This window comes from Vibrio sp. 10N.222.52.B7, from assembly GCF_041474275.1.
GTDB classification, from domain to species: domain Bacteria; phylum Pseudomonadota; class Gammaproteobacteria; order Enterobacterales; family Vibrionaceae; genus Vibrio; species Vibrio crassostreae_C.
This window is the reverse complement of sequence record NZ_JBFRTU010000019.1, coordinates 1-20,505: the sequence shown is the minus strand read 5'-3', so window position 1 is coordinate 20,505 and position 20,505 is coordinate 1. Positions and strand designations below refer to the sequence as shown.

The following is a 20,505-nucleotide window of genomic DNA, read 5'->3' as shown; positions in this document are numbered from 1 at the left end:
TTATGTTTGATGGACTAGGGCTGTTTCTGGGAGCATTGGGTGATGCTCTCATTGGCCCAAACCTATTTGTACCGGGAGAGCCGTTCTTTATCGCAGCGGGCTTTCAACTGTATTCAGGTGCATGGATGGCGTTGGTTTTGGTGATGCTAGGTGGTTTGCTTGGTGATCAACTCAGTTATTTCATTGGTTATAAATACGGTGTTAAGGTACAACGAAGGCTCATTAAGTTTCGCCCTAAAACCAAAAGATTAATTGCGCGCTGCCGCTATCTGGTTGCTCGCAAAGGCACATACATCATTCTTTTTGCTCGTTTATTAGGGCCTATCGCTTGGGTTGTGCCATTTATAGCTGGCTCGCATCGTGTACCGTGGCGTAATTTTAGTGTGTTGGCGTTTATCGGTTTGGCCCTTGGTGGAGGGCAGTTCATTGCTTGGGGCATGTTACTGGCGCACGGCGTTGAAAACTTCCCGTGGCTTAATAGCCTTAAGATATTTATCTCGGAGCATAATAGCTTGATCGTTGGTGTGTTCGCGGTATTAGTCTTCACCATTATCGGTTACCGAATGAAGTGGCGATGCTTAGTACTTAAGTCTAGTGCGCTGTTGTTGGCGTGGGTATTGTTTGCGAACTACGCTCACTTTTTCTGGAAAGCGGATGACTTTCAGAATCAACCAGAGACGGCTCAAATAAACAAAGTCGACTGGAACTCGGTTACCTATAAAGCGTTCCCCGGTAAATCTTCGTTCTACTCGGCGCAAGCGATCAACGTAATTTATGTTGGAGCAACCCCAAGAGACTTAATGAAGCAATTAGGCTGGATAGAGAATCAAACCTTCTCTCGAAATGAGATTGAATGGGTTGGTTATCTCGCATTGCTTAGAGAAAAAACGCCGCCAGTGTCTGATTTATATTGGCGAGACAAGCCGCAAGATATGGCTTTTCAATTGCCGGGTAACCTGATGAAGCGCAGCCATATTCGTTGGTGGCGTGCAGGTGTTGATATTAAAACTAACCAGCCTCAGTGGTTAGGCGCAATTAGCTATGATGATGGCCTTAAAGTCACGCCTTACTCAGGCATTGTGACCGTGCTTCATAACATTGAGCCTAATGTTGATGAAGAGCGAGATCGGCTTGCTAATCAGATACGAACGTTACTACCAGACATCGAGTTAGACAAGTACCCATTAGCAACGGTGGAAGTGATCAATGACGATCATGACTATTACACTGATGGCCGGGTATTAACGATTGGAGCAACGACCCTTAGTGATAATTCACAAACTTTGGATGTTGCTGTGAACGATATATAGAGTTGTATATAAGGTCGATAGAATTAAGCCCTAGCATTACGTTAGGGCTTATTGTGTTTAACTTTTACTTAGCTTGTTCAGCCTTTACTTACTTTAAGCACCAGAGAAGCTTTTAAGCCGCCCATTGAGCTCTTGCTGAGCGTTAGGCTGCCTCGGTAACTGTGTGCCATTTCATTTACGATATTAAGCCCTAAGCCTGTTCCTGGTGTGGTTTCATCAAGTCGGACGCCACGTTTGGTCACTTGCTCAAGCTTCTCTTCAGGAATGCCTTGGCCATCATCTTCAATCACCAACTCTATGTTGCCATCGTCGAGTTCATTTGCATGGACGCGAATAATGCTGCCCGCCCACTTGTAACTGTTCTCGAGTAGGTTGCCGACCATTTCATCAAGGTCGGTTTTTTCTACTGCCACTTCAATCTCAGAGTCTAGCTCGTTAATTATGGTGACTTCGTTGGCTGCGTAGACTTTATCAAACGCCATTGAGATAGCTTCAACACGCTCACAAGGTGAAGACTTCACCGAAAGAATGTTCATTGCACCTGCCATACGAGCGCGGCCAAGGTGATAATCAATTTGGCTTTGAATCTGATGAATGGGCTGTTGCAGCAGTGCCTTGTCATCCTCTGGAAGTCGCTCTATCTCATTTTTTAGAACTGAAAGCGGTGTTTTCAACGCATGAGATAAGTTACCCGCGTGGTTACGAGCTCGTTCTAATAACTCTTGATAGTGAAAGAGCAGGGCATTGAGGTCAGAGACTAATGGAGAAACCTCTTTCGGGTAGTTATCGCTTAACCCTTGTTGCTCGCCGTTTCTTAGCATTACCAGTTCGCGTTGCATCTTGCTGAGCGGTAATAACGACCAACTGACTTGAATACCGATCAACATCAGCACGCCAACAAACAGCAACATTAGGATCAACCAGACTTGACCAGTAAGCTCTGTCAGTGTGGATTCTAATGGATCTTCATCAATACCAATGGTGATCGTGACAGGGTCGCTCAGTTCAGGCAGGTAGATATCTTGCTCGATGTAAATCAGCTTTTCTTTCTCTGGCCCTTTGACTGATGTGTGAATCGGTGAACGCTTGATGGTGAGGTCTTTATCCCATAGCGAGCGAGATCGAATGATCTGCTCTTGGGTAGCGGCGCGCCAATAAATACCACTGTAGGGCTGGTTGAACCTAGGATCAGACAGACGCTCTGCCATGATCAGGTTACCACTGTCATTGGTTTCGATATTGGCGGTTAACTCATCCATGGTTAAGCCAAGCTGCTGCTTCATGTCATCGACGAGGTAGTCGTTAACCAGTTTCGGAATCCCGACACCAGCCGCTAATATCATCGCACCTAGCCAAAAAGCCGCAGCAAGGAGCAAGCGGCTTTTTAAACTGATGTTTTTAAGTGTTCGTTTCTTTAGATTCATGCATTTCCAACCTGCCTTTGCTCATCGTAACTTATCGTATTGCGATGATCAGAACAGGCTGTCCACTTAATTAATGGTTGCTCTTGGCGTGATTGACGACTGAGCTATTCAGCATTCAGTTGGTAGCCAAGGCCACGAACGGTTTTGATGATCTTTGGTGCGATTTTCTTACGAATACGACCGATGAACACTTCAACCGTGTTTGAGTCTCGGTCGAAGTCTTGCTTGTAGATATGCTCAACCAACTCAGTGCGCGAGATAACCTTGTTTTGGTTATGCATGAAGTACGCGACAACTTTATATTCCAGCGCCGTGAGGCTAACTGCTTGACCTTGCCACAACACTTTAGAACTGCGTGTGTCTAGGCTTAGATCACCGATTTGAAGTATCGGAGCAGCACTGCCTGATGCTCGGCGCAGTTGAGCTCGGATACGGGCAATCAGCTCGACCATCTCAAATGGCTTAGTTAGGTAGTCATCAGCACCGGCGTTCAAGCCCTCAACACGTTGAGTTAGCGTGTCACGAGCACTTAAGATAATCACTGGCGTGTTGATGTTTTCGTCTCGAATGCCTTTTAATACCGTTAGGCCGTCAAGCTTAGGTAAACCTAAATCGAGGACAATCGCGTCCCATTCTTCTGACGTTGCACGGTAGAGTGCGTCGATACCATCTTGAGAGAGCTCTGGAACCCAGTCGGCCCCCTCAAGTGTTTCAATAATTTGTTGGCCCAAACGAGGCTCATCTTCAACGACTAAAATTTTCATAATTGTTCTTCTAATTTCTTCTAATGACTGTTCGTCGTGCTTAGCTCTTCGTCGTACGTAACTAGTCGCCGTGTTTAATTGCGTCTTTAAAGTTGCGGCCTTTGATCATAAGCATTTCTAACGTCTCAGCGTTGTATTCGACTTTGATGATGTTGTTTTGGTAATTGATTTTTAGTTCATACACCCAAATGTCGTCATCTTCTTCTAGTTCTACTTTAATGATTCTGCCATGAAGATCGTTTTCAACCGCCGCATACATTTCTGAGAAAGGGCGAATGTAGCCTTCTCGTACGGCTTCATAGACTTCGTCTTGATCTTCTTCAAATTCGATGCTGGTTCCTGCTTTATGAACGTCCTGCACTAATTCATGACCATTATGATGTGAGTCAGCCCATGCGCCAGCAGAAACAAATAAGCCTAAGCTTATAGAAAACAAAGAAATCATAGCTTTACTAAACATAGCGAATCCTAGAGAAGGTTGATAGCGTTCAGTATAAAAAAGTAATTCTGAACAGAAAGTGAACCTGATTAATAATGAGAATTTGATACCGAAAAACTTAACGCTTAAATGGCGCAGGCTTTAATACATAAGATTAATTGCCGAGTGTTAAGAACGTAAGACTTACTTTTATTCTTAACCTTAACGCTGCTGTAGTTCGTCTTCGAATATCTTGTCTCTCATTTTCCAAAAGCGTCCGACTTTACGGGCAATCACGAATTGAGGTGGGCGGAATCTATGTTGGTGAGCAACCACTTTCGTCGGTGAGGCTTCTTCGAAAGGGCGATGTCTGTCTGCAAGGTGAGGGCGAACAAACTGGTCTTTGAAGTTCTGCTTCTGCTTTTTGCTGGTTAATGACCAAAACTCATGCACTTGCGCTTGGTTTTCTCCGCGATAGGTGACCTTAAGTTGTGATTTACCTTTCTCGTCTTTAAGCACGTTGAGGTCCATTTCCAAGCATTCAAATACCAAGGCATCTTTTAGGTTCAGTGCTTCTTTTAGCTTTTTGTCTGGGTCGACTAAGGTTGCATCGCACTCATGACAAATGCGCGCAGCAATGTCATTATCAGCACCACATTCACCGCAATATTTCGCTCGGAAGCGATAATTACAGTGCTCGCGCTCGCCCGTGTCTTCATCGGTAAAGTAGCCTTGGCATTTGCGCCCAAAGTGCTCAAGCAAGAAGCCATTGCTGTCTAGCTTGCCCCAAAAGTTATTATTGAAGCCGCACGCAGGGCAAGGGATGGTGATGATTTCACTGTCTGAATCGGGTTTAGGGTCGCCAACCTCAGGTTGGTAGAGGTCGTAACTGTTGCCCGCATAGTCGAGCACCAAACACTCTTTTTTACCCGGAGATAGGCGTAAGCCACGGCCAACGATTTGTTGATACAAACTGATGGATTCTGTCGGGCGCAAAATCGCGATTAAATCGACGTGTGGCGCATCAAAACCTGTGGTTAATACCGATACGTTAACCAAAAACTTGATTTTACGTTCTTTGAAGTCGCTGATAATTTGGTCACGTTCGAGAGTTGGTGTATCACCAATCACAATTGAAGCTTCACCTTCTGGCAATAAGCCGAGGATCTCTTGCGCGTGTCGAACGGTCGCAGCGAATACCATGATGCCTAGTTTATCTTGGGCTAGGTGAATAATCTGATCGACAATCTGTGGGGTCGCTCGTTTCGATTGCTCGATCACCATGTCGAGTTCTGCTTCTTTGTAGCGACCAGTGCTCGCGGGCTTTAACTGCGAAAAGTCATAGCTCAACACGGGTGCATCAATCATGCGTGCAGGAGTTAAGAAACCTTCATCGAGCAGGTAACGAATCGGCAGCTCAAAGATACAGTCGCGGAAGAAACGTGGCTCATCTGAACGCACTTGACCGCGAGTGTGGTATTGATAAATCCAACCCATCCCAAGACGATATGGGGTCGCTGTTAATCCAAGCACCTTGATGCCCGAATTATTCTCGCGTAAGTGAGTGATGACTTTCTGATAACTACTGGTCTTTTCATCGGGAACACGGTGGCATTCGTCGATAACCAACAGCGAAAATTGGTTAGAGAATGAATCGAGATTTCGCACCACAGATTGCACCGAAGCAAACACGACTTGTTGGTCGGTCTCTTTGCGTCCTAAACCCGCAGAGAAAATCGAGCCTTTCAGCCCGTAACCTTCATACTTTTCATGGTTCTGTTCAACCAACTCTTTTACGTGAGCAAGCACCAACACTCGACCTTTCGCAAGCCTTGCTAACTCTGCAATCACAAGGCTTTTTCCTGCACCTGTCGGAAGCACGAGCACTGCCGGAGTTTGGTGTTTTCTGAAGTAATGAATCACTGATTTTACAGAATCAGCTTGGTACGGGCGGAGTGTATACATATCGCGTCTTGTAAGAAGGAAAACAAATAGTGTGAAATAGCTCAACTAATTGAGCAAAGGTGACTATAATACCCGACTTAGATTAGTTGAGGTATTCATGCGTTTAGATAAATTTCTGTGCGATGCATTAGGCGTCACTCGAAGAGAAGCAACACACTTATTAAAATCCAAGGCAGTGACAGTAAATGATGTCATTCAAAAAAGCGGTTCACTCAAGGTAACTGAAGAGTGCGTTGTCGAATGGCAAGGCAATGAACTGAATGTTCACGGCCCACGTTACATCATGCTTTATAAGCCTGAAGGCTTTGTTTGTTCGCATGAAGATGGCGCAAATCGTATCGCGTTTGAATTACTTGATGAAATCAAAATGGACAAGCTGCACTTTGCTGGCCGTCTAGATATTGATACAACAGGTCTTGTATTGATTACCGACGATGGTAAGTGGTCTCACCGTATCACTTCGCCAAAGCACAAGTGCGAGAAGACGTACCGTGTTTGGTTGGTTGAACCTGTTGAAGACGATTACGTTGAAAAATTCAAAGAGGGCATCCAGCTTAAGAGCGAAGATGGCCTAACACTTCCTGCACACCTAGAAGTTCGTGCAGAGCGTGAAGTATTGCTAACGATTCACGAAGGCAAATACCACCAAGTTAAACGTATGTTTGCTGCTCTTGGTAACAAGGTAGAAGCACTACACCGTGAACGTATTGGCGAAATTGAGATGGACGAATCTTTAGAGTTAGGTGAATACCGTTACCTAACGCAAGAAGAAGTCGATTCAATCTGGAAGTAGTCCTTAGCTAGAAGTTGCTCTTAACAAGAAATTGTTCTTAACAAGAGACCACTTTTGCTGGAAATAGCCCTTTCGTTGTAAAGCCGACCATGGATAGCGTCGGCTGATGATGTTGACTGGTACTAGGAAAGTCTCAGCCAATCTTTGACTCGCGTACTCACGCTAGTCCCTAGCTCTATCAGTTGAACATTCGGAGAACCATGCAAACATCGACCTCACAGAGCCAAAGCTCCCAACTAGAAACACCTCAATTAGGCTTAGTGCTGTTTTTGATTCTAGGTGCGATTGGTGCACTTACTCCGCTAGCCATTGATATGTATCTGCCAGCGATGCCGACCATTGCTAAAGATCTTGGTGTGACGGCGGGTGAGGTACAAATCACGCTAACAGCCTATACCGCAGGTTTCGCGCTGGGGCAGTTGCTGCATGGCCCGTTGGCGGATAGCTATGGTCGCAAGCCTGTACTGCTTATTGGTGTGTTCTTGTTTGCTATCGCTTCTATGGTGAGTGCGACAACTCATGGCATTGAAGCGCTGACTTACATCCGTACCGCTCAAGGTTTTGCTGGTGCTGCGGCGGCCGTTATCATCCAAGCGGTGGTAAGAGATATGTTCGATCGTGAAGATTTCGCAAGAACCATGTCTTTCGTTACTTTGGTGATGACAGTTGCGCCATTGGTTGCTCCGATGATTGGCGGTTACTTAGCGTTGTGGTTCGGTTGGCGTTCAATTTTCTGGGTTCTGGCTATTTTTGCGGTGATCGTGATTCTGGCGGTATCGATGAAGATCCCAGAAACGCTTCCTGCAGAAAACCGACAACCATTGCGCTTTAAAACCACGATTCGTAATTACGCCCGTTTATGTAAAAACCCGACCGCTATGGGCTTGATTTTCTCGGGTGCATTCTCGTTCTCTGGGATGTTTGCATTCTTAACTGCAGGCTCTTTTGTCTACATTGATGTCTATGGCGTACGTCCTGACCTGTTTGGTTACCTATTTGGTCTGAACATTGTTGCGATGATTCTGATGACGACAATCAATGGTCGAATCGTTAAGAAGGTCGGTTCTCATACAATGTTGAGGGCAGCGTTGGTCATCCAATTACTGGCTGGCGTAGGTTTACTTGTCGGTTGGGCGCTGGATCTCGGGCTTTGGGGAATCGTGCCGTTTGTGATGCTATTTATTGGCACCATCTCTACTATCGGCAGTAACTCTATGGGTCTATTGCTCAGTGGTTATCCAAACATGGCAGGCACGGCTTCATCGCTTGCGGGAACATTAAGATTTGGTACTGGTTCTGTCGTTGGGGCTATCGTTGCGATGCTGCCAAGTGACAGTGCTGGGTCTATGGCTATGGTAATGGCTGCATGTGCAGTAATGTCAGCATTACTATATTGGACATTAGGAAAGAAGGCATAATGTCAAAATACTATATTGAAATTCAGAAGTTAGTGAATGATGCGCTAGGCGAGCTATATGCTCTACATAAGTCTGGCAAGGCCATTGACGCACCTATCGCGAACAACCTTTATTTGGTTCGTTGGGTAACAAAGGCAATTAAATCCCAAGCTTATGATCGCGTGATTGTGCCTGACTTGGTTCGCTGGCAGAAACAGGGTCGCTCAAAAGGCAATAACTCTGATTTAACTTTTACCTTTAAACGTATTTCTGCGTTTTACGGACGTTTTTTCCCTGAAGGCGAAGAGCCTAAAACGCTAAAAGACAGTGATGTTGAAGCGTTCATGGACAAAATGTACGAGATGGGTTGGAGCGTATCGAGTGAAGACGAGCTAACGACTGGCGGCAAGATTCAATTCTTCACCGATGGCGAGCACTCTTTTGCTTTATGCGGTAAACAGTGTGACGACTCTTTCGACGGGGAGTTGATGGTTAAGCCAATGAACTGGTTTGTTCGTGGCAACCATGCTGAGTTCATCCAAGCGGCGATGGAAGCGGGCTTCATGCTTCACAAAGTAACGGACTATAAGTCTGCGGTGAAGTATCACGGTGAATACATCGTTTACCCTGCTAACCAAGGCAACCAACTGGCTGAGATCCCAATTAGCGTTATCGGCTAATAGCGGATTCGAGATGAGAGATACGAAGAGCGGAATTATCCGCTCTTTTTTGTCTCTCATAGCGCGTGTCGCTAATTTGCTGTTAAGTCTTTTCGCATCCCGTTACCCGAATCTCGCATCTGCTTTTAATCTTTTCTCATCTCGACACTCGAATCCCGCATCTGCTTTTAATCCTGTTCTTTAGCTTGCTTCTCAATTGCCTTCACCATGCCTTTAAAAATAAACAGGTGGGCTGGCATCATAGCAAACCAATACAGTAACCCTAGAAACCCCTTTGGATGCCACCAAGCCGAGATATTCAGCTCGCGAGAGTCACCGTGGTCAGAGACAGTAATCTCGAGTCGCCCTAAACCGGGGCCTTTCATACCGAAAAGCAGAGATAAAAACTGATTCTCTTCACAGCGAATGACCTTCCATGAATCGATTTTGTCACCGACTTTTAGGTTGGGCCCTTCTGGCATTTGTCGAACCGGTACACCGCCACCGAAAAGAACATCCAACCATTCGCGTGTGCGCCATAAAGTGTTAGCAAAGAAGTAACCTTGCTTCGGGCTTCCGATTTGCTGAGCAACATGCCAAAGCGATTCCAATGAAGCGCTTGAGGTGATACTTGCGCCTGTTTTCTTCGGGTAATAGCCATACCCAGCTTGCCAGCGTTTGAATGCGGTTTTATCAAAGCCCCATACATTGCTTTTGACAAAGTTTCCTTCAGCGTGAATGGCTTGTTCAACCATATTTTCGAACGAGATAAGCTTCTGAGGGTACTTTTCTCTAATGATGGTCGAACTGGCGATGAAGTCGTGCTTTAAGCCTGCAAGTAGTGCTCTACCTATGTTAGACGGTACAGAAGTCACCACGCCTAACCAATATGAAGCAATCTTTGGTGTCAGTAGCGATGTCGCCCATAGCCTGAGTGGACGATCGGCAGTTTTGGCAATATGAGCAAATTGGTTTCGGTAAGAGACAATATCCGGCCCGCCAACCTCAAAGGTTTGGCTTTCGCTAGGCGTGTCTTGTGCGAGTTTTAGTAAATAGTGGTTCAGGTTCTGCAAAGCAATCGGGTTGGCTTTAGAGTCAACCCATTTTGGCGCAATCATAATCGGCAAGTTGTACACGAAATCTCGCATGATCTCGAATGCCGCAGATCCTGGGCCAATGATCACGCCAGCTTGAAGTTCGGTAACGGGTACAGGCCCTTTACGAAGCAATTCGCCGGTTTTCTTTCTCGCTTGAAGGTGCTCTGAATCACCAGTCTGAGGCTGTAAAGAACTCAGGTAGATGACGTGTTGATTCTTTGGCCCAAGAGCAGAAACAAAGTTACGGGCTAAGTTCAGCTCATAATCGATAAAGTCGTGGCCTTCTGCCATGCCATGGACGAGAAAGAAGATAAGATCAAAGTCGGGGACTAAGGCTTGTGTCGCAGCTTGATCGGCCAGATCAAGATACTCAAGCGATAAGCTTTCGTGAGGCTCGGTCCGTGCCTTTAAATAGTCGATATGCCTTGCTGCTGCCGTGACTTGATAGCCTTGCTCAAGCAGGAGAGGGAGGAGTTGCGAACCAACATATCCAGAAGCCCCTAAAACCAGTACTTTCTTCATTGTTACTCCATTTATATCTGTGGTTAAAAACCGAACATTGATATAATAGCGCGATATTTATCTTTATTCATCAATACGTTCCGTTTAGGTATCTCTCTATGTTGCTCTCTTCAATTATTCATCACACACGAGGTGATTTTGTTCGCAGGCTTATTGCGATTGCACTGCCTATCACCTTGCAGAGCATTATGTTTTCAAGCCGAGGCTTGGTGGATGTATTGATGTTGGGTCAACTTGGCGAAGCAGACATCGCAGCTGTGGGTGTGGCGAGCCGAGCGATGTTCGTGACGACCATTATGCTGGTGGGTGTTACCACGGGCGGTGCTCTTCTTACTGCTCAATATTGGGGCGCGGGTAATAGACAAGGTGTGAGAGAAAGCACTGCGCTGACGTGGCTGGTGTCGACACTGTTTGCTTTACTGACTATCGCGTTTTTCGTTTCATTTCCTGCACAAATCATGGGCGTGACGACCGACTCTCAAGAGGTCATCAACTTAGGCGTTGAATACATCGTAATTACGTCATTTAGCATGCTAGCGGTATCGTGTGTCAGCAGTATGGCTGTGGGTTTGAGAGCGATGCACAAACCCGGGCTAAGTACATTTTTCAGCGGTATCGGCATCCTGTCTAACGTGTTCTTAAACTGGGTGCTGATCTTCGGTAACTTAGGCTTTCCTGCGCTTGGAATCAAAGGTGCGGCGATTGCGACGGTACTGAGTGGCGCGATTGAAGTCGCGACTTTGTTTGGTTATCTCTATTTCTCTAAGCATTTATTAGCATTTAAGTTTTGCGATATTAAAGCGGCAGCTTCGATTGATAAGGTGGTTCGCTTCTTGAAGCTGTCTCTGCCGACCACGTTTAACTTCTTAGCATGGGCGGGTGGTTTGTTTGCTTACCACGCGATCATGGGGCAATCGGGCGTTCAAGGTCTGGCTGCGCTATCGGTCATGACGCCGGTTGAATCTATCTCATTGAGTTTATTGATTGGCCTTTCGAATGCGGCAGCTGTTTTGGTGGGTAATCAACTTGGTGCGAAAAACAATGAAGCGGTTTACTATCAAGCGCTTGGCTTAACAATTTTGTGTTTCTTAACTAGTATTGTTGTAGCCGTTTTTCTCTATTTCGTTCAAACGCCAATACTTAATGCCTTTAGCGCACTGACGGAAGAAACCAGAGCCCTCTCAGAGAAGTTCATTCTGATCCTCTGTGTGGGTATTGTCATTCGCTCGGTGCCATTGACTGTGATCGTTGGGGTGTTGAGAGCGGGTGGTGATGTGAAGTTCTGCCTCTATCAAGATTTGATTGCTCAGTGGGTGATCGGTATCCCATTGGCAGCCATCGCGGCTATCTATTTTAAGTTTCCACCTGAGTGGGTATATCTGCTTTTCCTAACGGAAGAAGTCCTCAAGTGGGGCGGGTCGCTCTATCGCATGAAAACAAGAAAATGGATTAAAAACTTGATAGGAAGTTGAAGTAGGGCGCACCAATCGCATCACTTTATCGTTGGCGTGTGATCTATCTTTCAAAATACTTCCTCCTAACAGGGAATTAGTGTAGATTCTCCTTCCAAATTCTAACTAATGCGAGCTGTTTAATGTTAAAGCTGTCAGACCTATGTAAAGGCTATGTCGATGGGGGGGAGTTTCACCCTGTTTTGCAAGGTGCTGAATTAACATTAAACCAAGGTGACCAGCTGGCATTAATGGGAGAAAGCGGTTCAGGTAAAAGTACTTTACTGAATCTTATCGCGGGCTTAGACCTAGCGGACTCAGGTGAAATCGCTTTTCCTCACTTCAATATGCACGACTCAACCGAGCGTGACCGCACCGCTTATCGCAGAAACAACATTGGCCATATTTTTCAGCAATTCAACTTACTGCCAACGTTAAATATTGCCGATAACATCCGTTTTTGCCGCCAGTTAAAAGGCTTACCTGAAGACAAAGGTCTCTGGAGACAGATTCTCTCTGCTTTAGATCTTATGCCTTTACTTGGCCGTTACCCTGAAGAAGCGTCTGGTGGCCAACAACAACGTGCGGCCATTGCGCGTGCGCTGTATATGGAACCAAAAATATTGCTGGCCGATGAGCCGACCGGTAGTTTAGATGAGCGTAATGCAGAAGCGGTAATGCGTTTGCTGACCTCTTTGGCTCGTCAATTAGAATGTACGTTGCTGTTGGTAACACACAGTGAAAAAGTAGCTCTGCATATGGATGGTAGGATCCGTCTGCAAGGAGGGCAACTGCATGTTATGGCCCGTAGTTAAGGCACTACTCGGTCACTATCGACGTTACCCACTGCAGATTATTTTGGTATGGCTTGGTTTAACCCTCGGCGTATCACTTTTGGTTGGTGTTACTGCTATCAACCAACACGCCAAGCAAAGCTATGCGCATGGCGAAAAACTCTTTTCGAATCCTCTTCCTTACCGTATTCGACCAAAACACAACGCCAATAAAATCCCGCAAGGCTTTTATATCCAACTTCGCCGTGAAGGTTTTCAACAGTGTTCTCCTCTTGATCACCATCGTATCACTGATGAAAATGGCGCAAACTTCATGGTTGTCGGTATAGATCCTGTTTCTATGCTTCAGCTACAACCTGGTATAGCGTTAAAAGATCTCACCGCTTTGAACCTCATGAAGCCACCATATCCAATCCTTGTCAGTGATGATCTTGCTGAACACATGGAATGGCACAACGGTGATTACATCCCTTTGATGGATGGTTCTGAACTTGGTCCTGTGGTTGTTGATCAAAATAATATGATTAATGGTACAAGGTTGATTGCGGATATCTCCTTGCTCCGAATGCTTAAACGAAGTGCTGGGCTTTCAGTGATTGCTTGTTCAGACATGCCCACTGAGAAGTTTGAACGTCTTAAAAATATGTTACCTAATGGTTTGACGATCTCTCGTAGCTCTAAGGCAGAGCTTGAGTCGCTGACCAGTGCGTTCCACTTAAACCTAAAAGCGATGGGTATGCTGTCGTTTGTGGTTGGCTTGTTCATTTTCTATCAAGCAATGTCGCTTTCTTTTATTCAGCGTCAACCGTTAGTCGGGATTTTAAGACAAACGGGTGTGTCTGGTTGGCAACTGACTAAAGCGCTCTGTTTAGAGTTACTGCTATTGGTTTTACTGAGCTGGATCTGCGGCAATGTATTTGGCGTGATGCTAGCAAACCAATTGTTACCTGCCGTATCTTCAAGCTTGGGCGATTTATACGACGCTAACGTCGGCTTAACGATCGACTGGAATTGGCGTTGGAGTGGTTACAGCTTACTGATGGCATTGATTGGTGCTTTCTTAGCGTGTGCGTGGCCACTGGTTCGTTTACTTAAGTCTCAACCGATTCGTCTGTCTTCTCGTTTGTCTTTGATGCGTTTTGCGGGTACCGAGTTCACTTGGCAAGCGTTGATTGGCTGTGGCTTCTTGGTTGCTGCTGTTGCTGTGTATCAAGCCCCTCAGACTCAAGAAACGGGTTTTGCGATTATCGCGCTAATGCTGATCAGTGTGGCGCTATTTACCCCGTTTTTGATGTGGAAGTTATTTAACAGCCTCTCTTATTCGTTGCGCTGGGTTCGTGCTCGCTGGTTCTTTGCTGATGCAGCTTCCAGTATGAGCTACCGTGGCGTGGCGACGATGGCGTTTATGTTAGCCTTAACAGCCAATATTGGTGTAGAAACCATGGTCGGTAGCTTTAGAGATACCACTGATAAATGGCTAACACAGCGTTTGGCTGCCGATCTGTATATCTACCCAACCAACAATGCCGCTGCTCGTATGAGTAATTGGTTATCCGACCAACCTGAAGTGGATTCGGTTTGGTGGCGTTGGGAGAAAGATGTGGCGTCTCCAGTCGGTAGTATTCAGGTGGTCAGTACGGGGCCTTCTGAAGGTGAGCTAGAAGCGCTGACGATCAAATTAGGTATTCCGAATTACTGGTATCACTTACATCACTCTAAAGGCGTGTTGATCAGTGAATCGATGTCTCTCAAGCTGGGGATTCGCCCTGGCGACTACATTGACCTCTATGATAGTCTCGGCTCTGGTTGGCAGGTTGTCGGTGTTTATTACGATTACGGTAATCCTTACCATCAAGTCATGATGTCGCATCGAAACTGGCTGTATGGCTTTGCAGGGCGGGGTAATGTCGGCCTTGGGGTAATACTCAAAGACGATGTGAATTCATTAGGGCTTCGCAGCCGATTAGAAAGCGTATTCAGGCTTGGCTCCGAGCGCGTTTTCGATAACAACAACATCCACAGTCAAGCGATGCGGGTGTTCGATAGGACGTTCGCGATTGCAGATACATTAGGTAACATCACCTTGGTTATCGCCGTCTTCGGTATTTTCTTTGCGACGGTTGCGGGAGAAGTGTCTCGCCAAAGGCATATTTCCTTGCAGCGCTGTTTGGGTGTCTCGGCGAAAGAACTGATCCTGACAGGTAGTTTGCAGTTGTTTGTGTTTGGGCTTATTTCCTCCTTAATTGCGATTCCGCTCGGATTAGCGCTAGCGAGCCTAATTGTTGATATCGTGATAAAGCAGTCTTTTGGGTGGTCACTTGAGTTACAAGTGATTCCTTGGGACTATTTGCAGACATTTGCATGGGCCATGGCAGCATTGATGCTAGCTGGTGCTTTACCAGTGATGAGAATGATTCGGAACACTCCGATGAAGTCACTGAGGGATGCGCTTTAGTATGTTTTTACGGAATACTTCAACTAAGTTAAGACAACGAATTCTGTCTTCTCTGCTATTAATCAGTTTCTTCGGCATCTTTTTAAGTGTTTGGGGTTATTACTCCTATTTCATCGATCCTGGTGAAAAGGGCGTGAATGAAGTTAACTCAATATTGGTTAATGAACACTTCAATGTGTTCGAACCTGTTTTGCCAGACCGTAATGTTTCGCTACCACAAGATTTTAAGTTCCACCCAGAGTTTCAGCACGAGTGGTGGCATTACTTTGCATCTTTGAAAGGTGATGATGGTAAAGACTATTCGGTCCAGTGGAGCTTTTTCCGTATCGCAACGGACGAACGTGAAACACCAGGGTGGCAAAGCCCTCAAGTCTATATCTCAAATGTAGTGGTCTCTTCTAAGTCCAAAGTATGGAAAGAACAGCGCATGGCTCGTGGCGGCATTGGCCAAGCGGGAATGACTAATCGTCCATTCAGGCTTTGGATTGATAACTGGAACTGGCGTGCACTCGGCAACACCCCATTCCCAGGACGCCTTCAAGTGCAAACAGACACGTTTGGACTTGAACTCGACACCATTGCAAAAGGGCCCTATGTGCTCAACGGCGATAACGGTTATCAGAAAAAGCACGACTTATTACCTGTCGCGTCTTATAACTTCAGCGCTCCATTTTTATCGTTGAGTGGTGTGTTGAACCTAGACGGCGTTACCAAGGAAGTGGAAGGAACTGCGTGGGTACATAAAGAGTGGGGCAGTGGCTTACTTGGAGTGGGCCAACAAGGTTGGGATTGGTTTGTATTTAACCTCGATGACGGCACAGCGCTGAGCATTAACCGCTATCGTCATAACCAACAGTTGCCTTACATATTCGGGACATTAGCAACGCGCTCAGGCAAAGTTTACCAATTAACGGAATCCGACATTTCCATTCAACCATTGCAAAATACAACGTTGATGAATGGAAGACGGATGCCTTTGCAGTGGATCATTAACGTCCCTAAGCATGATATTAACCTCACAACGCGTATTATACGCAGGGATATGTGGCTTCCATTTGTCATACCATATTGGGAAGGGCCGATTAAGGCGAGCGGGAGTCATGAAGCGACAGGCTTTATGCAGTTAACTGGCTACTAAAAAACACCTAAGGCTATAATTTGATAGCCTTTTTTTATGCCTGCGCCTTTTAGCGTCCCCCAATGAATTGTGCATACAGGTTCGATGATCTCATCTATACTTAATTCATGGTGCATAACAACATTATGGAATATACGACGTATTGTTTAGTATTTGTAGGAAAAACCGAAGTTAAACATCCGAAGAAGTGATTATCTATCAATTAAACTTGGATATAAACTCGTGGTTATTCTTTGTTATTCGTTTATTTAAATAATAAATATAAGGGCGAAATCATGACCGACGTCATCCGTGACTTCTTTAAAATGGAATCTGCTGGCGGCATCATACTAGTCATCGCTGCGGCGATCGCAATGTTTGTAGCAAACTCACCACTGAACGAAATGTACCAAGGTGTACTTCACAGTTACGTTCTTGGTATGTCTGTGTCTCACTGGATTAACGATGGCTTAATGGCTGTCTTCTTCCTTCTAATCGGCTTAGAAGTTAAGCGCGAACTTTTAGAAGGCGCATTAAAGTCTAAAGAGACAGCAATCTTCCCAGCTATCGCAGCTGTGGGTGGTATGCTAGCTCCTGCACTTATTTACGTGCTATTTAATTCAAGTAACCCTGAAGCGCTTCAAGGTTGGGCTATCCCAGCAGCGACTGATATCGCATTCGCATTGGGTATTATGGCTCTTCTTGGTAACCGTGTACCGGTTAGCTTGAAGGTGTTCCTATTGGCTTTAGCAATTATCGATGACCTTGGCGTTGTTGTTATCATTGCACTGTTCTACTCAGGCGACCTATCAACGCTTGCGTTAACGGTTGGTTTCATCGCAACTGGTGTGCTGTTCATGCTAAACAACAAGCATGTAACTAAGCTGAGTGTGTATCTCATTGTTGGTGCAATTCTGTGGTTTGCAGTATTGAAGTCTGGTGTTCATGCAACGCTGGCTGGTGTAGTGATTGGTTTTGCTATCCCACTGAAAGGCAATAAAGGTGAACATTCTCCGCTGAAGCATCTAGAACATGCTCTGCACCCATACGTCGCTTTTGCAATCTTGCCAGTCTTTGCTTTTGCAAACGCAGGTATTTCATTGGAAGGTATCTCAATCTCAAGCCTAACAGGTATGCTACCGCTTGGTATCGCTATGGGTCTATTGATTGGTAAGCCTCTTGGTATCTTTGCATTCAGCTGGGGTGCGGTGAAATTGGGTGTTGCTAAGCTCCCTGAAGGTGTGAACTTTATGAACATCTTCGCAGTATCTGTCCTGTGTGGTATTGGTTTTACAATGTCTATCTTTATTTCATCACTAGCATTTGGCCCAACGAATGTAGAGTTTGATACGCTTGCTCGATTAGGTATCCTGATGGGCTCAACGACTGCAGCTATCTTAGGTTACTTCCTGCTAAGTATTTCTCTACCGAAAACTAAGCATCAAGAAGTAAAACTATAATCGGTAGTCGGCTCGCTTAATAGGGAGCCTACTCACTGAGTAACAAGTCAACTTCTGAGTAGCAAGAAGAGTCACAGAGTCTCCCTCGACTCATGTGACGACAAAGAACAAAAAAGCCGTGATGGGCAACCCTATCACGGCTTTATTGATCTTATAACTAAGCTGCTGTTGTTCGACACTCGCTCTATGTCACATCTAGATCCACAGTGACAATGTCACGCTACTTTTCAAGCGTGGTAAATATGGTCCACTCCTCGACGATCTGTTCGCTTAGTCCGACAACTGTGGCTGTTACTCGGCGGTTCAGTGCATGAGACGTAGCATCGTTGCCATCGCTCTCTAAGCGGTTTTCACCGTAACCAACAACTCTTACTCGGCTCGGGTCGATACCATTCGACAACAGTTCATCTTCAACGTGGTGAGCGCGTTTCTTTGATAGCTCTAAGTTGTATTGACTCGCGCCGACTTTACTGGCGTAACCTTGAATCTCTATCGATGCACTTTGGTAGGTTTCTAAGAACTCAGCCATAGTGGTGATTTGATCTGAGAAGATAGGGTTAACTTCATAGGAGTCATTGGCGAAAAGGATGTTCAGCCGTCTGACTTCTTGCGAGCTAACCGTCTCTCCACAGCCTTCGTTGTCTACCAGAGACGACTCTGGTGTGCCAGGACAGGTGTCTCGTGCATTGACCACACCATCGTTATCATCGTCTTGCAGGTCAGAAATTTGCTCCGCTTCTGGCGTTTCTATGTAGGGCTCTTCATTTTGGCTAGAGCATGCACATAGCGTTATCGTTAATGCGGAAAGTAATAAATAAGGTCTCTTCATCATTAATACTCCACTGCCGTTGTCCACTCGTCTGGAATGTCGACCAGTAGAGCGTTCAATAGAGAGCCTGTCGCGTTCATTACACGGTATTTAGCGTACTGTTCAGAGTAATGCGCATCTAAGTAATCTTTGCGGGCTTCAAACAATTCGTTTTCAGTGTTAAGCAGATCCAGTAGCGTACGTTTACCGATTCGATATTGTTTCTCATAAGCGATAACGGTTTCTGATGCCGAATCCACGTGATCAGACAAGAAGTTCTTTTGTTGTAACGTCAGATCCAATGCACTCCAAGAGAGGCGAAGGCCTTCTTCAACTTGTCGATAAGCACGATCTCTTAGATCTTTTGCTTTATTGAGTTGGTAAGCTGCAGCTTCTGAATTAGCACTATCGGTACCACCGTTGTAGAGGTTGTATCGCATTCTCAACATTGCCAAAGTCTCTTGGCTCGAACCTTCATCGCCTCCAGCATCATCTCGCCATGATTGAGATGCCTCGATAGAGAACGTCGGGTAGTTAACCCCTTTTGATTGTTTGTACTGGAAGTGCGCTGAATCGACATCTGCAGTCGCGACTTTGATGACTGGGTGTTGGTCCAGAGCATCAACAAGCGCGTCTGATAATGACAGAGGAATCATAGAAATATCGGCTCTTGGGTAGACTAAGCCAAGCGGTTCTTGACCCACTATTCTTCTAAATTGGGTGTGGGTATCAATTAGGTTGTTCTGTGCGGCTAATAAGTTGCCGTGAGCTTTTGCAATCCTTGCTTCTACCTGAGATACATCTGCGGTTGAGCCTATGCCTGAGACTGCACGCTTTTTGATGTCTTTATAGATTTTCTTGTGGATAGCGAGGTTACTTTCCGAAAGGGCTAAAACTTCAGTTGCTTTGACTGCGTCTAAGTAGATCTGTGTGACCTCTAGCGCTTTGTCTTCGGCATCCGCGAGCAATTGCAAACGAACCGATTCTGCTTCTGCGGCAGTACGATCAATATCATTGAGAGTCGATGAACCATCCCACAGCAACTGAGTGAGGGAAATCGTCGCTTCCTTTCTTGTGAGATCGGTATCGGGGCCGTTATTTGGTGCAGGGTTTATGCCTTCGTAACCAATACCAGCATCCAGGTCGATACTAGGTCTATAAGCACCACCTGCGGCGTCATTTCGTTTCCGTACACTCACAAACTCATTAAAGATACTCTTTATCTCAGGATTGGTAGCCAAGGTAATGGCTACGGCCTGTTCTAAAGTTTGAGCAGAGAGTGGAGCTGCAATAACTAAGCAACACATAATAGGTAATTTCAACAGTCTCAAAGTAGGTCTCCTTCTACTTTTAAAAGCTCCCGCCGCTTCCCAACAAGCGTTTAACTACTTAATTGAAAAGGGTATTAAACGAAGCTTAGGACATCTGCAAGAAATTGCTAAGTTTGTTGGCTTTATTTCGAATGTAAGTCTCTATCCTTATTGATTAATTTACCAATAGTAGCAAGTGGCAAGCTTCGAATGGATGCACCGTAAATAGAGGAAACGTAGTATTAGGTTTGGACTCAGATAGGTAAACGTTGGCTAGTAGGTTGTTTGAAATACGAGTTCCAGTGATAACAATGTGCCAAGCATGGTAGTTCGACTCTTAGGAAGAAATGACAGCATATAAAGAGGCGGTCGCGCTGTTCAGGTTGTAGTTAGTAGCTGTGAAGAGGGGTAAGTAAGGCTCACTCTCGTCCCAAACAACAAACAAAAAAAAAGGTTCATCGCGGCTTTCCGGGGAAAGCCGCTTTTATCTTCAAGAAGAAGTAGTCGGTATCTCGATACCCATACCCCATTCGCTTAATTAGCTTTATCTTGTTGTTTATCCCTTCTAGGGTGCAGGTGTTTAGCGGATAACTTGCCGATGCGATAATACCGTGAAGATAAGGACTCAGTTTTCGTGCGAACTCTTTCAATGGCTTAATTCCACTCTCTTGTACTTGTGCCCACCACGCCTCCCAGAGCCCTTTAGCATGTGCTTCTGATTCACAATACCAAAGCTCTTTGAGCTGTGCCCCGAGTATATA

Annotated in this window: 17 protein-coding genes; 9 read left to right on the top strand and 8 right to left on the bottom strand. The window is 45.6% G+C overall.

The genetic code is table 11. From position 1 onward, the window contains the following. Positions 1-2 precede the first annotated feature (2 nt). Positions 3-1,310: an LssY C-terminal domain-containing protein gene (locus AB4512_RS07325; protein WP_372132156.1), complete on the top strand. Its 1,308-nt coding sequence runs from the start codon at positions 3-5 to the stop codon at positions 1,308-1,310. A gap of 77 nt (positions 1,311-1,387) precedes the next feature. Here AB4512_RS07325 and AB4512_RS07320 read toward each other — a convergent pair whose 3' ends face one another. The 4 genes from AB4512_RS07320 to AB4512_RS07305 all read right to left on the bottom strand — a co-directional run bounded on the left by AB4512_RS07320 (position 1,388) and on the right by AB4512_RS07305 (position 5,881). Further along, positions 1,388-2,734, bottom strand: coding sequence for an ATP-binding protein (locus AB4512_RS07320; RefSeq protein WP_017060376.1), 1,347 nt, complete (start codon positions 2,732-2,734; stop codon positions 1,388-1,390). A 104-nt stretch (positions 2,735-2,838) separates the two neighbouring features. After that, positions 2,839-3,498, bottom strand: a complete 660-nt coding sequence (locus tag AB4512_RS07315; protein ID WP_017060377.1) for a response regulator transcription factor — start codon at positions 3,496-3,498, stop codon at positions 2,839-2,841. Between the two features lie 61 nt (positions 3,499-3,559). Further along, entirely contained in the window at positions 3,560-3,958 is a 399-nt protein-coding gene (locus AB4512_RS07310; protein WP_017066076.1) for a PepSY domain-containing protein, read from the bottom strand. Between the two features lie 180 nt (positions 3,959-4,138). Continuing rightward, positions 4,139-5,881 carry a DEAD/DEAH box helicase gene (locus AB4512_RS07305; RefSeq protein WP_017066075.1) on the bottom strand — a complete coding sequence of 581 codons (1,743 nt, stop codon included), beginning with the start codon at positions 5,879-5,881 and terminating at the stop codon, positions 4,139-4,141. A 97-nt stretch (positions 5,882-5,978) separates the two neighbouring features. Between AB4512_RS07305 and rsuA the strand changes: the two genes are divergently transcribed. From rsuA to AB4512_RS07290, 3 genes are all read left to right on the top strand, one after another. Continuing rightward, positions 5,979-6,674, top strand: a complete 696-nt coding sequence (gene rsuA / locus AB4512_RS07300) for a 16S rRNA pseudouridine(516) synthase RsuA (protein ID WP_017060380.1) — start codon at positions 5,979-5,981, stop codon at positions 6,672-6,674. A 200-nt stretch (positions 6,675-6,874) separates the two neighbouring features. Then, entirely contained in the window at positions 6,875-8,092 is a 1,218-nt protein-coding gene (locus AB4512_RS07295; protein WP_102333192.1) for a Bcr/CflA family multidrug efflux MFS transporter, read from the top strand. Then, positions 8,092-8,751: a DUF2913 family protein gene (locus AB4512_RS07290; RefSeq protein ID WP_017060382.1), complete on the top strand. Its 660-nt coding sequence runs from the start codon at positions 8,092-8,094 to the stop codon at positions 8,749-8,751. Before AB4512_RS07295 ends, AB4512_RS07290 begins: the two co-directional genes overlap by 1 nt. Before the next feature lie 167 nt (positions 8,752-8,918). On the opposite strand, the gene AB4512_RS07285 is transcribed toward AB4512_RS07290, so the two are convergent. Beyond that, positions 8,919-10,349: a DUF2867 domain-containing protein gene (locus AB4512_RS07285; RefSeq protein WP_017066073.1), complete on the bottom strand. Its 1,431-nt coding sequence runs from the start codon at positions 10,347-10,349 to the stop codon at positions 8,919-8,921. Positions 10,350-10,447: 98 nt separating this feature from the next. Between AB4512_RS07285 and AB4512_RS07280 the strand changes: the two genes are divergently transcribed. From AB4512_RS07280 to nhaA, 5 genes are all read left to right on the top strand, one after another. Then, complete coding sequence (locus AB4512_RS07280) at positions 10,448-11,821, top strand: MATE family efflux transporter (protein WP_017060384.1); 1,374 nt, start codon at positions 10,448-10,450, stop codon at positions 11,819-11,821. Between the two features lie 122 nt (positions 11,822-11,943). Next, positions 11,944-12,615: an ABC transporter ATP-binding protein gene (locus tag AB4512_RS07275; protein WP_017060385.1), complete on the top strand. Its 672-nt coding sequence runs from the start codon at positions 11,944-11,946 to the stop codon at positions 12,613-12,615. Further along, positions 12,596-15,049, top strand: a complete 2,454-nt coding sequence (locus AB4512_RS07270) for an ABC transporter permease (RefSeq protein WP_137001714.1) — start codon at positions 12,596-12,598, stop codon at positions 15,047-15,049. Before AB4512_RS07275 ends, AB4512_RS07270 begins: the two co-directional genes overlap by 20 nt. After that, positions 15,039-16,187 (top strand): lipocalin-like domain-containing protein, encoded by a 1,149-nt coding sequence (locus AB4512_RS07265; protein ID WP_017068753.1) that lies wholly within the window; start codon positions 15,039-15,041, stop codon positions 16,185-16,187. Before AB4512_RS07270 ends, AB4512_RS07265 begins: the two co-directional genes overlap by 11 nt. Before the next feature lie 275 nt (positions 16,188-16,462). Beyond that, positions 16,463-17,626 carry a Na+/H+ antiporter NhaA gene (gene nhaA / locus AB4512_RS07260; protein ID WP_372074202.1) on the top strand — a complete coding sequence of 388 codons (1,164 nt, stop codon included), beginning with the start codon at positions 16,463-16,465 and terminating at the stop codon, positions 17,624-17,626. Positions 17,627-17,846: 220 nt separating this feature from the next. Here the strand turns inward: nhaA and AB4512_RS07255 are convergent, their stop codons facing one another. The 3 genes from AB4512_RS07255 to AB4512_RS07245 form a co-directional block, all read right to left on the bottom strand. Continuing rightward, positions 17,847-18,458, bottom strand: coding sequence for an OmpA family protein (locus AB4512_RS07255; protein WP_017060388.1), 612 nt, complete (start codon positions 18,456-18,458; stop codon positions 17,847-17,849). Then, on the bottom strand, positions 18,458-19,765 hold the full coding sequence (locus AB4512_RS07250) for a TolC family outer membrane protein (protein WP_017095900.1): 1,308 nt from the start codon (positions 19,763-19,765) through the stop codon (positions 18,458-18,460). The genes AB4512_RS07255 and AB4512_RS07250 overlap by 1 nt, the downstream gene beginning before the upstream one ends. 434 nt (positions 19,766-20,199) lie before the next feature. Further along, the coding region (locus AB4512_RS07245) for a transposase (protein ID WP_372174691.1) at positions 20,200-20,505 on the bottom strand (306 nt) is incomplete at its 5' end.